Source organism: Halomonas sp. 5021 (genome assembly GCF_036663435.1).
Lineage (GTDB): Bacteria > Pseudomonadota > Gammaproteobacteria > Pseudomonadales > Halomonadaceae > Vreelandella > Vreelandella janggokensis.
The window spans coordinates 1-12724 of record NZ_JAXOVU010000025.1 but is presented as its reverse complement, the minus strand read 5'-3'; the positions used below and the strand labels follow the sequence as shown (position 1 = coordinate 12724).

The window sequence follows — 12724 nt, the reverse complement described above, 5'->3', positions numbered from 1 at the left end:
TGGGTGAAGACCTCACCTACAGCATCGACGTGGACGGTGAGGTGCTGGCCGCCAATGACACCATCGGCGCCAACGTCGCTGGCACCGATGAAGCCGGTAACGAATTTAGTGCTGATAACACCCGCGACTACAGCGTCGATACCGAAGCCAGTGCCACGATCAGCATTGACCCGGTGACTGACGACAACACCGTCAATGAAACCGAAGCGGGTCAGACCATTGCGATCACCGGTAGCGTCACCGGCGATGCCGCCGAAGGCGACACCGTTACGCTGACCATTGGTGACCAAAGTTACGAAGGCACCGTGGGTGAAGACCTCACCTACAGCATCGACGTGGACGGTGAGGTGCTGGCCGCCAATGACACCGTCAGCGCCGAAGTGACCGGTGCTGACGAAGCGGGCAACACCTTCAGTGCCGACGCTATCCGAGAGTACAACGTGGCCCCGGACGCCCAGGACGACACCAACGAAGTTGCCTTCGATGAAACCCTCAATGTGGGTGAAAACGACGGTGTGTTGTCGAACGACACTGATCCTGACGAAGACGATACGCTAACCGTGAGCGAAGTCGAAGGTAATGCTGCGAACGTTGGTGCCGCCATTCAAGGCCAGTTCGGCACGCTGACGCTCAACAGCGACGGCAGCTACGATTACGTCTCCAACCAGCCTCAGCCAGTCCTCTATGGTTTTGTTGAAGGAGACAATAACCTTCAGAGCAACCTGTTGGACAGCTTCGCGCTGGACACTGATGCACTTCAGCGAGTGCAGGTAACCGCCAATAAAGGGGTTGGCGTTGCAGGCAGCAACGATGGCCGCGATGTGCCCGAGCAGATCAACGATAACGGCGAAGTCATGGTCGCCGATATGGGTGACAGCATCGAAGGTGCAGGCTTCTCCTTCGGCGTTAGCAACCTGTTCAATAACGAAAGTGGCGGGGAAAGCGGCGCTTGGTACACCTACAACGAAGCGGGTGACTTGGTCGGCAGCGGTACCTTTGGTCCTGATGATGTCGTTTATCAAAACGGTAGTGATAATGTCGGGCGTGTAAACATCTCCGCTGACGAAACAGGTGATTTCCGCTACATCGCCTTTGAAGGTCTCGCTTACGAAAATAGCGATGTGGACACTGACGGTGGCGATTACTTCCTCACCGACATTACGCTGCAGGAAAGCTTCGACTACACCATCACGGATGGTGAAGGCGGCTCCGACAGCGCAACGTTGACCGTGGATTCCACCAGCAACCTGGCGGGCTACGAAATACCGCTGACCCTCGACGATAGCCAAACCGCCTTGGTTGACGAAGATGGCCTGGAGAACGGTATTGCCGGTGGTCCTGAGGACCGCGAAGGTCAAGGCGACAATGAAAGCACCTTCACCGGCAAGATCGGTGTAGCAGGCGCTGAGTCACTCGACTTTGCTGGCATGGACGGCGAAATCGCTACGGTGGGTCAGGAGCAGGTAAGTTACGAGTGGGCGGATGATGTCTTAACCGCCACCATCTCTGAAAGTCCGGAAGAAGGCCGTGTAGGGGAAGACCTGTTTACCGTGGAGCTTGATGACGCAGGCAACTATACCGTCACGCTACTGGAAAACGTGCTCCACACTACCCTCGATGGTGAAGAGGGTGACAACACCGAAAACGATGCCAGCGTAGTGCTTGACTACTCGGCGCAAAATGACGATGGCGATACCCAGACCGGCAAGCTGACGATCGATTTCAATGATGACACCCCGACCGTAGAAGAAGCCGATACAGTCACCGTTACCAATGAAGGTATTCCCAACATCTACGTGGGCAACGTCGACTTTACCGGCAACAACGGTAGTCAGTCGCAATTTACCTTTGCCGATGGAAACGTCGTAGTAACAGGCCAGGGCTTTGAAAGCGCCAATGATCTTGACCTGGTCGAAGCGGAGGTTAACCAATCGGGCGATGGCCTTGGCGTCGACAGCGATGCGTCGCCTTACCACAACCTTGAAAATGAGATCGACTTCCGCAAGACCGCCGATGACGAAGCCTCGGAAACCCTGACCATCGCCTTGCAAAATGGTCAGGTTGCTTTTGGCGCCAAGATCGAATTTTCCAAGATGTTCGGCGGCGAGCTGGAAACCGGGGTTGCCGAGTTCTACCGTGACGGCGAATTGATTTCTACCCAGTCGTTTAGCTCAGATGCCAATAGCGGCAACTATGCAGACAATTTCCAGGTAGAAGACGGCGGCTTCGATACCATCGTGCTGAAAGCTGATGACAATGAAAATGGCCCGAACCAAAACGACAACAGCGACTTTACTGTCAAGTCGATTGAATTCACCGGCTCCACAGGTGCGCCGATCGGCTACGCGAAAAGCTCGCTTGACGTCAATTACGGCGCCGATGGCCCCGGTAGCCTGGCGTTGACCGGATTGGCAAGCGAGGTTGCCCTGAAAGACGGCACCCCGGTTACCGATATCGACACCACTGACAACGCCATCGTGGCGCGTGACGGCGACGGCGAGCTGGTGTTCCAGCTGCAGCTGACGCCAGCCACGGGACAGTGGGAGTTCTTCCAGTATCAGGCACTCGAGGACGGCTCGCTCAGCGTTGATTATCGCGCCACTGATGCCGATGGTGACAGCGTAGAGGCAAGCTTCGCGCTGGCGGCCATGGCCAACAGCGCACCTGAATCTACCAATGACGAGGTGAATGCCAACGCCGGTGAAGGCCTCGTGCTTACCACGGCTGACTTCGGCGAATTCAGCGACCCGGATAGCGGCGATCAACTTCAGTCGGTACGTATTGACTCGCTTCCTGATGCAAACGCCGGCGTGTTGACGCTTAATGGCGATGCCGTAGAAGCGGGCGACGTCATCAGCGCAGATGCGATTGCCAATGGCGATCTGGTCTACACCCAAACCAACGATGCGGCACAAGATACCGCCTTTGACTTCAGCGTGTCGGATGGCTTTGCCTGGTCGCAGGAAAGCTACTCACTGGCGGTGAATGCGGATTCGGTACCCACCGCATCGGGTGAAACACGCAGCATGGACTTTGCTGCCGCGACGGCTGATCCGGTCAGCAGCAATATATATCTGACGCTGGACACCTCCGGCAGCATGAACGATGAGATCCAACAGGCGAATGGAGAAGGCACCACCACGCGCTTCGAGCTAGCCAAAGATGCGTTAGTCAACATGATTAACAGCTACGAAGGCATGGGGGGCGTTAGTGTCAAGCTGACGACCTTTGACGCTACGGCGGACAGCTATGACTGGATGAGCGCAGAAGATGCGATCTCGGTGATTGAGCAACTTCAGGCTGGTGGCAACACCAACTACGAAGACGCAGTAGCGAAAACCGTCAGCGGAGCCGATAGTGCGCCTGCTGCGGACCAGACGATCGCGTACTTTATCTCGGACGGCGAACCGACCACCGAAAACTATGACAGCGTTGGTGGAGAGCCAGGCTTATTTGATGGTATCTACCAGGATGATTGGAACGACTTCGTCTCCAACCACATCAATTCGCTAAACGTCGTTGCGCTAGGTGGTGGAATCACCAATACCGACTACCTGGATCAACTGGCCGAAGCGGGCAACAACGTCTCCGAGACGCTGGTGGTTGAGAACGAAAGCGGCCTAGAAGCAGCGATTGATCCGGTTCGCCTCACGCTTGATGGCGATTTGAACGACAACGTGACCGGCGGTGACGGTGCGATCAACTTCGATTCGATTACGGTTGATGGCACTACCTACACCGCGGCAGACTTTGCTGACGGTGCCACCATCGCGCTACAAGGCGATGGTCAACTGGCGGTAGATTTTGCAGCAGGTACCTATAGCTATAGCGCCACTGCACGTGAGTTTAACGCGGATACCCAGAAGCAGTTTACGGTTACCGTCTCGGATGCTGATGGCGATACGGCCAACTTTGACGTCATCTTCGACATCAACGTTGATACCCAGCCGACTGCCAGCAACGAACAGGCGATTACCTCTGATGGAAGCCTGGAAGGCAACCTGCTCGATAACGTGGACTTCAGCTCGGATGGCCAAGGCGCAAACGGTGGACTCAAGTCACTGAAGGTTGGCGATATGTCTTACACGCCTGACGTGAACGGTGACATCACAATTAACAATGTGCTGGGTGGCACACTTAACGCCAACCTAAACACCGGTGAGTACACACTGAGCGGCGCAGCCCTGGGTACTACCACCCTTCAGGTCATGGCCGAAGATGCTGATGGCGATGAGGTCGCTTTCGACTTTGACATCACCAGCGCGGGTGATAACACCAAGACTGAAACGGACGACTTCAACTCAGACAATGAAGGTTGGAATAGTTACGGGCTTGATTATGACTCTGCTTACGTAAATGATGACCGGATGGAAATTTGGTCTGATGAAACAGTCACCAAAACATACTCTGGCTTTAATCCAGGCGATACAGTAGAGATCAGTTTTGATGCGAGGACATCAACCGGCGGCTCTAGTAGCTGGGATGATAATAATGGCCGCTGGGGAGATGAATTTACGGTCGAAGCTAACGGCGAGCAAAAAATCCAACACAGGGGTGGTTTTAACGACAAAATCAAGTTTGAATCGATTGCCGATGAGTACGGTAATATCAACCTGACGATTGACAACAATAGCTCCTCATCGGACGAGCATCTCTACATCGACAATGTAGAACTAACCAGTGGCTCTTCGGTCGGCAGCATCCTTGTCGGCGATGACGACAGCGCTGAACAGTTCGTGCTGAACGACAGCTCAGACGACGTCACTATCGAGCGTTTTGATGTAGCCAATGATGTGCTGGATCTTTCTGATCTACTGGATGATGGCGATACCGGCACGCTTGATGACTACTTCGTGAAGGCCAGCGATGAAGGCAGCAACGTGAATATCGAGATCACTCAGAAGAGTGGTGAAGGTGGCAGCAAGAACGTAACCCTGAAAGACGTCTCAGCTGCGGATTTGGGCGTCACCTCGGGTGAAGATTTCACGCACTTGATCCAGGACGGCAAGCTCGATATCGAGTAAGCCCGAACTACCCTAAGTGGCCCCGCTTGGTACCGCCAAGCGGGGCCTTTTGTTAGGCTAATCATATTCAACGATGACGGCAGCTTGCTGCCACTGGGAGCGCCACCACATGTACGTCAACCGCGACAGCCAGGGCGAGATCAGCGAGGTCAGCCGCAGCGTAAGCGATAAATGCAAGGAGTACGTCTCGCCGGAATCGGCGGAGCTACAGCGTTTTATCAACGCCGAAACCCATGAGGCTGCGCTGCTCAGGCAGTCGGATATGGAGTTTGTGCGGGTACTGGAAGACGTGATCACCCTGTTGATGGATCGGGGGATCATCCGCTTCACGGACCTGCCGGAAAAAGCCCAGGAAAAACTTCTGGACAGGCAGTCGCTGCGCAAACGCGTCAACGACGTAGGGCTGATCAGCGACGATGACAGCGACGTGATCTAACCGTCGCTCACGACATTAATCAGCGGCTTCCATGCCGCTGATTTCAATTCAAGCTGTCATCTTCGAGCTTACGGCGCTTTCACACCAGGCCCGGTAACCGCATCAAGCCCCAGGTCAAACAGGGTCTCGGCTTCTTCGGGACGTTTAACGCCTTCGGCGATGGCCAGAATGCCCAGCGAGTGGGCCAGGGTGGCCATGCCGCGCAGAATGGTCTGCTGGTCAAACGCCTGGTCGACGCCGCTGACCAGGCTGGCATCGAACTTGAGGAACGCAAGCCCCAGGTCGTGAAGGTCGGCCAGGCGGGTAAATTCGCTACCCACGTGTTCCAGACCAATTCGCACACCGGTGTGCTGCAACTCGCGGCACAATAACCGGAAGCTTGCCAGGTCATGCAGTGCGGTACTTTCGGGTAGCTCGATCCACAGCTTGCGGGCCGCCTCGGGGGCGTGTTCAAGCCGTTGGCGTAGCGCCTTGATAAACGCCATGTCGCTCACCGCGCGGCCGGAAAGGTTGATACCCAGCGGTAGCTTGTCGGTCTCGATAATGGCCAGGGCACGCTCGGCAACGGCCAGGTCCAGCTTGTCTTCCAGCTGCAGACGGGCCACCCAGGGCATGAACAAGCCCGCACTCCGCCACTCGCCTGCTAACTCAAGGCGCGAGGGCGCCTCGTAATGCACCACTTCCTGATGGGCATTGACCACCGGGAAGCGAGCCAGCGCAACGCCAGCGTCCATCGACTGGATCAACGCTGACCGCCATGCTTCATGGGTCGTATACAGCGGCAAGCGCGCCTCGCCAGAAGCCACCACCAGCGCCATGTCACCACGGCCCTCGGCATCGGCGAGGGCGCCGTCAAGCGCTGCAAGCCGTTGAGAAGGCGTATCGCCGTGAGTGTACTCACTCAGCGCGGCGGGTAGCCGGAGCGGCGCGCCCACAGTATCGCGTAGCAGCGTCAGCTGATGCTTGAGGCTTTCACTGACGTGCTCGATATCCTGGGAGCCATGGACCACCACCAGGAAGTCACTGCCGTTCAAGCGGCCGACTTCACCGCCGCCCAGTTCATTGGCCAACTGCGCCAGATGGCTCACCAGCGCCCGCAATGCCGCATCGGTGGCCTGACGGCCCAGGCGCTCGTTGACCTCGGGCAGGTCGTCCACGCGCACCATAATCAACACGCCGCTGGCACGCTGTGAGTCACTTTCCAGGTTGCGCTGCAAATGCTCCAGCAGCGTCGTGCGGTTGGAGGCACCCGTTGTGGCATCCTCCTGCAAGCGGCGGCGCAACTGGTCGAGCTTGCCGGTTTCTTCGCTCAGCATGGTATGCACCGCCCCGGAGAGCGTGTTCATCGCCTGTACCACTTCGCGCAGCTCTAGCGTGCGCGGCTCTGAAGAAGTGGTAAAGCGGCGCGCACTGATGCTGCGTGCCTGGCTGACCACTTCCAGCAGCGGCCGACGGATAGTGCGCACAATCCACCAGGCCAGCAACAGGCTGATAGCACCGACCAGAGCAAACCAGGCAGTCATTTTCAGGGTGCTTTGCCACAGCGAACGGTAGGCGTAGTCGTGCTGGCTCGCCAGGGTCAGGGTGCCGTACTGGCTCCAGCCGTCCTGAACCACTGCCTGGCCAGGGGAAACATCCAGGCGCACCAGGTCAACAAACCAACTGGGCACACCGTCGTCCAACGGCTCGGCTTCGCGGCGCTGCATGATGTCACCCTGCGGCGAGCGCAGTTCAATCAAACGGTAATGCCCGGTGTCAAACTGCGCGGATAGCAGCAGCTCGATGCTGACGTCGTCTTTTTCCATCTGGGTCATGGAAAGTGCCAGCGCGTTGGCATTGTCGGCATTCTTGATTTGCACTTCCTGCTCAACATAATCCTGCGTGGAGGTCACGCTCACTGCCAGACTGCCCACGAACGCCAACAGCAGTATCAGGATGACCGTCAGCCAAAGCTGCTTGATGAGAGACATATCCTATCCTCTTATATAAATCCTTGATCGCGCATGCGGTTAACCACGCTTTGCCAGCGTGAAAGCCGCGCGAGTGGGTCAGCCCGTGACTCCTGCGACCCCCCGGCCCACAAGCCGCTGCTGTTGAAACTGAATACAGGGGTCAGGTCGTCGCGTTCCGAGGCCGGTCGAATGGAAGGGATGATGTTATCCAGTACCAACGGCTCGGACGCCGGTGTTTGATAGTACCCAAGCACCATGTGCGCCTGGCTTTGCTGGGAACGGCCAATCCGTGCCCGAACATAAATCATGCGCAGCTTGTTGCCCGGCACACCCAGTTCCTTGAGCGTGATGTACTTGGCAATCGAATAATCCTCGCAGTCACCTTCGCGCTTGCCCAGCATTTCCAGCGGCGTCGCCCAGTAATCTTCCTGGCCCCAGATGGAAATGTCATCCCGCCAGCGCACCTTGCGGTTGAAGAAGTCATTCACCTCGCGCATCTGGTCGCCAAGCCTTGCGCCGCGCAGCCGCTGGATCATGGCCAGCCACTCATCGATCAGCGTCACGCCCGCAGCCCCATGCGCCTGCTGCATCTTCTGGCGGATCCGCGCCGGGTTGAACGCCGAAGCCGTGGACGGCGCGCCAATCATCAGGCACAGCAACCCCGCGCCCAGCCCCGAGAGCACTTGCCGCCGCGATACCATCACGTTACCTGACCATCCATGGCGGCGCGAGATAGAAACCTGTTTTGAAGATGTTCAAGCTAATGGGGGTATCCTCATAGTGCCGTGTTAAAGCTTCACAATTTATATCGACAAAAGACGTTGCAACTTAATCGCGCCACGAAAAAAAAACAAGGCATGCACCCAGCCATTGTAGGAACCCGACTTCGTCGGGCGATCAAGTCATCTACCAGCACTCACCCTCGGCGCCATGATACCTTCCAGCTTATCCCACACGGTTTCCAGAATAATTGGCTGGGCCTCGGCGGTGGGGTGAATGCCGTCGTCCTGCATCAAGGCATCGTCGGTGGCTATGCCTTCCAGCAAAAACGGCACCAGCGTAACGCCGTAGGTGTCGGCGAGGTCATGATAAACGGTGGTAAACGCCTCCCGGTAGGCAGCGCCGTAGTTGGGCGGAATATCGATGCCCAGCAGCAGGACCTCGGCATCTGCGGCCTGGCTGGCCTCGATCATCGTCGCCAGGTTGGCCTGCATCTGCTGCGGCGGAAGGCCGCGCAACCCATCGTTGCCGCCCAGCTCCAGCAGAACAATATCCGGCTCGTGCTGTCCTAATAGGTCATCGAAACGCTGAACACCACCTGAAGTGGTTTCACCGCTGATACTTGCGTTGACGACGGTTGCCGCTTCCGGCAGCCGCTCTTCAAGCAAGGCCACCCAGCTTTCATCGCGCTCAATGTTATACGCCGCGCTCAGGCTATCGCCCATGACCAACAGGGTGGGGGCGGAGCCTGCGTCCGAGTCGACCGACTCAGCGTTGACTGGCCCGGCGACCAGGGTGGCTATCAGAACCCCCAGCCACAGGGTTAGTATGCGGTAATGTTCTCGCCATGCTGCTTTTTGCCAAGCTACAAGGATGCCACGCTTCATGTCTTACTCCTCTGCTGATTCCCCTGAGCCGACCGCCAAGGCGGATAGCCAACGCGTGCTTCATGCCGAACGTTTGACCAAAAGTGTCACCAGTGGCGAACGCACGCTGACCATCTTACACGACCTTTCGTTGAGCGTGGCAGCTGGAGAAAGCGTGGCCATTCTGGGCAAGAGCGGGGCGGGCAAATCTACCTTGCTGGGCCTGCTGGCTGGGCTGGATACCCCGACAGACGGCGAGCTCCACCTGTTCGGCCATCCGCTCAGCCGCCTGGATGAAGACGGCCGTGCCTCGCTGCGCGCAGGCCGCGTCGGCTTTGTGTTCCAGAATTTTCAGCTGCTGCCCACGCTAAGCGCGCTGGAAAACGTGCTGCTGCCGCTGGAACTCTCGCCCCGTGCCGGAGAAACCGACACCGCCGCCCAGTGGCTGACCCGCGTCGGGCTGGGTGAGCGTCAGGGCCATCTGCCCAAACAGCTTTCCGGCGGCGAGCAGCAGCGCGTGGCCATCGCCCGGGCGTTTGTCAGCGACCCGGAACTGGTCTTCGCCGACGAACCCACCGGCAACCTGGACCCGGACACCGGCGCGCAAATCATCGACCTGCTCTTCGAACTCAACCACCAGGCGGGCACCACCCTGATCCTGGTCACCCACGACCACGCCCTGGCTCGCCGTTGCGATCGCTGCCTGCGGCTGATCGACGGCCACCTTGACGCCTTCGATCCCCACACCCTTGCCAGCGACACGCTCGAAAGCCATGCCTCTAAAAGCGATGCCTCTAAAAACGATGTCTCTGAAAACGATGCCTCCAAAAACCATGAGGCCAAGACATGAGCAACCTCAACGCTCGGCTGGCCCTGCGTAGCCTGAAGCGCGACCTGCGTGCCGCCGATGTGCGCGCGCTGTTTGTGGCACTCATGCTCGCCGTGGCCGCCTCCACCATGATCGCGTTTTTCCTCGACCGCCTGGACCGCGGCTTGGAGCGCCAGGCCAGCCAGATGCTGGGCGGCGATGTGGTGCTGGAACAGCGTGACCCGTTCAGCGAAGAGCTGCGCGCCCAACTGGAAGATGCCGGCTTTACCCTGAGCGACCAGGTCGACCTCGTCTCGATGATCAGCCGCGACGACCGCTTCCAGCCCGCCAGTCTGAAAGCCGTGGACGATATCTACCCACATTACGGCAGCTCGCGGGTGGATCTGGGCAATGGCACCGAGCAAGTGGCCTCTGGTCCGTCAGCAGGTGAAGCCTGGGCTGATCCACGCCTCGCCCAACTGATCGACATCGAGATTGGCGACAGCGTTCAGGTCGGGCAGACAGAACTGACCATCAGCGGGATTATCGAGCGTGAGGCCGACCAGTCCGGCGGCTTCGGCAGCTTCAACCCCCGGCTGATGCTCAACACCGCCGACCTGGAGGCCACCGGGCTGGTCCAGGAAGGTTCCCGGGTCGAGTTTGAAATCCTCGCCGCCGGGCCACCCCAGGCGCTGGATGCCGTGCAAGGGCTGCTCGACGAGCTGCGCCGGGATGGCGTTGAAGTCAGCGACGTGCGCGTCGACCAGCCACAGTTAGGCAATGCCCTGGAACGTGCCGAGAGCTACCTGGGCCTGGCCGGGCTTGCCGCCGTGCTGTTGGCAGGCGTGGCGGTGGCCATGTCCACCCGCCGTTATGTGGAACGTCATCTGGACACCGCCGCACTGCTGCGCTGTTTCGGGGCCAGTCAGCACCAGTTGGTCGTCATCTTCTCCATTCAACTGCTGGGCCTGGCCCTGGTCGCCTCGCTGCTGGGTGCCGTGTTGGGACTGGCCGGACAGGCGCTGTTGCTATGGCTGCTGGCCAGCTTCCTGCCCATGACGCTACCGCCCCCCGGTATCATGCCCCTCGGTCTGGGAGTGCTAACGGCTTTTGCGGTACTGATCGGCTTTGCCGGGCCCACGCTACTGCGCATCAAGCGCGTCAGCGCCCTCAAGGTGCTGCGCCGCGAGCTGGACCCGCTGCCACCCGCCGCATGGCTGGTGGTCAGCGTGGCCAGCCTGGTGTTTGGCGGTTTGCTATGGCTGTATTCCGGCAGTCTGCCGCTGGCAATGGCCCTGCTGGTCGGCGGCGCGGCCCTGCTCGGCGTGCTGTGGGGCATCAGCATGCTGCTGCTGAATGGCGTATTGCGCGGCGTGCAGGCGCTTTCTGGCAAAGGCCCCTGGACCCAGGCGCTGCGTCTGGGGGGCCGTCAGTTAGCGCGGCGTCGGCAGGCCGGGCTCGGCCAGCTGATGGCGTTCTCGGTGACCTTCTTCGCCATGGCGATGATTGTCCTGGTACGTGGCGACCTGCTCAATACCTGGCAGAACCAACTGCCCGACGACACGCCCAACTACTTCGCAATCAACATTCAGCCCACAGAGCGCGACGACTTCGAGGACGCGATCAGCCCGCGGGCCGAAGCGCAAAGCGAACTCTACCCCATGGTGCGTGGCCGGGTAATCTCGATCAACGACCAGGACCCGCGTGAAGCCGTGCGCCCTGACGCCCGCGGCGACAACTCCCTGCGCCGGGAGCTCAACCTCACCTGGCAGGCCGAAGTGCCGGAAGGCAACGAGATCGTCGCCGGGGAATGGTTTGCAAGTGAAGAGGGCGCTGACGAGCAGCAAGGCTGGATGAGTGAGGTAGACGCCACCGCCCAAGCCGCGCCGGTGCCCATTTCCGTGGAAGACGGCCTGGCCGAACGCCTCGGGCTGACGCTTGGCGACCGGCTCACCTTCGCCGTGGGCAGCGATGAAATCACCACCGAGATCACCAGCCTGCGCAGCCTCAACTGGGACACCTTCCGGCCCAACTTCTTCGTGATCTTCCCGCCGGATGTGCTGGAATCCTTCGGCCACAGCTATATCACGGCGTTTTACTTGCCGGAAGAAGAGCAAAGCCTGATCAATCAACTGGTGAGGGACTTCCCCGGCGTCTCGCTGCTTAACGTCGAGGCCATTCTGGGGCAGGTGCGCGATGTGCTCACCCAGGTCACCCGCGCGGTGGAACTGGTGCTGATCCTCGTGCTGCTCGCCGGGGTGAGTGTGCTCTACGCCGCGCTAACCGCCAGCCGACCGGTGCGCGCCCACGAAAGCGGCCTGCTGCGCGTCTTCGGGGCAGGGGAGACGATGATCTCACGGGTGCAGGGCGCCGAGTTCGCCCTGCTCGGGTTTGCCAGCGGGCTGCTCGGCGCGGCCCTGGCCGAACTGGCCACCGCCGTGCTGTATCTCTACCTGCTGGACTTGCCACCCCGGCCGCACCCCGAGTTATGGCTTGCGCTACCCATCGGCGGCGCGCTGCTCATCGGCGTGATCGGCCACTGCCTCTCCCGCAGCCTGCGTAAACAAGCCCCCGCGGCAAGTTTAGGGTTGTTAGGGGAGGCCTAGCCCCGTAGATACCGTCTCTCTATACCAACTGCAAGGGGCTTCATGCTCCTTGCGGCCGATATTCACTTTGTGACTTCAACACGCCAAAAGCGATGTGTACCAATTTGCGCATAGCCGCCCCCAGCGCCGACAACGTTGGCTTGCCACGAGCTTTGAGTCGTGCAAATTGCTCGCTGACGTCAGGATTACAGCGGGTCGATACGATGGCGGCCATATAAAGTTTCCGGCGGATACTGGGCGCCCCTGCCTTGGAAAGATGGGTTCGCAACTTCACCGAGGTACCTGATTCTTTCAGTATCGGCACGAGGCCCA

The 12724-nt window shown here is 59.2% G+C and carries 8 protein-coding genes; 4 read left to right on the top strand and 4 right to left on the bottom strand.

Annotation, left to right across the window (positions count from 1 at the left end; translation table 11 throughout):
• Both R3F64_RS19155 and R3F64_RS19150 read left to right on the top strand, forming a co-directional pair.
• On the top strand, nucleotides 1-5024 hold a 5024-nt coding region (locus R3F64_RS19155), incomplete at its 5' end, for an Ig-like domain-containing protein (protein WP_332613203.1).
• A 109-nt stretch (nucleotides 5025-5133) separates the two neighbouring features.
• A complete protein-coding gene (locus tag R3F64_RS19150) occupies nucleotides 5134-5460 on the top strand; it encodes a tryptophan synthase subunit beta like protein (protein ID WP_332613202.1) in 327 nt (108 codons plus the stop codon).
• Nucleotides 5461-5528: 68 nt separating this feature from the next.
• Here the strand turns inward: R3F64_RS19150 and R3F64_RS19145 are convergent, their stop codons facing one another.
• From R3F64_RS19145 to R3F64_RS19135, 3 genes are all read right to left on the bottom strand, one after another.
• Complete coding sequence (locus R3F64_RS19145) at nucleotides 5529-7430, bottom strand: EAL domain-containing protein (RefSeq protein ID WP_332613200.1); 1902 nt, start codon at nucleotides 7428-7430, stop codon at nucleotides 5529-5531.
• An 11-nt stretch (nucleotides 7431-7441) separates the two neighbouring features.
• Nucleotides 7442-8113, bottom strand: a complete 672-nt coding sequence (locus R3F64_RS19140; protein ID WP_199285415.1) for a transglutaminase-like cysteine peptidase — start codon at nucleotides 8111-8113, stop codon at nucleotides 7442-7444.
• Between the two features lie 201 nt (nucleotides 8114-8314).
• Nucleotides 8315-9019 (bottom strand): arylesterase, encoded by a 705-nt coding sequence (locus R3F64_RS19135; RefSeq protein WP_199284921.1) that lies wholly within the window; start codon nucleotides 9017-9019, stop codon nucleotides 8315-8317.
• On the opposite strand from R3F64_RS19135, the gene R3F64_RS19130 reads away from it, so the two are divergent.
• Nucleotides 9018-9848 carry an ABC transporter ATP-binding protein gene (locus R3F64_RS19130; protein WP_332613199.1) on the top strand — a complete coding sequence of 277 codons (831 nt, stop codon included), beginning with the start codon at nucleotides 9018-9020 and terminating at the stop codon, nucleotides 9846-9848. The genes R3F64_RS19135 and R3F64_RS19130 overlap by 2 nt on opposite strands.
• Nucleotides 9845-12412 carry an ABC transporter permease gene (locus R3F64_RS19125; protein WP_332613197.1) on the top strand — a complete coding sequence of 856 codons (2568 nt, stop codon included), beginning with the start codon at nucleotides 9845-9847 and terminating at the stop codon, nucleotides 12410-12412. Before R3F64_RS19130 ends, R3F64_RS19125 begins: the two co-directional genes overlap by 4 nt.
• A gap of 40 nt (nucleotides 12413-12452) precedes the next feature.
• Here the strand turns inward: R3F64_RS19125 and R3F64_RS19120 are convergent.
• Nucleotides 12453-12724 (bottom strand): transposase (locus R3F64_RS19120; protein WP_332613195.1); only part of this gene is annotated, 272 nt, incomplete at its 5' end.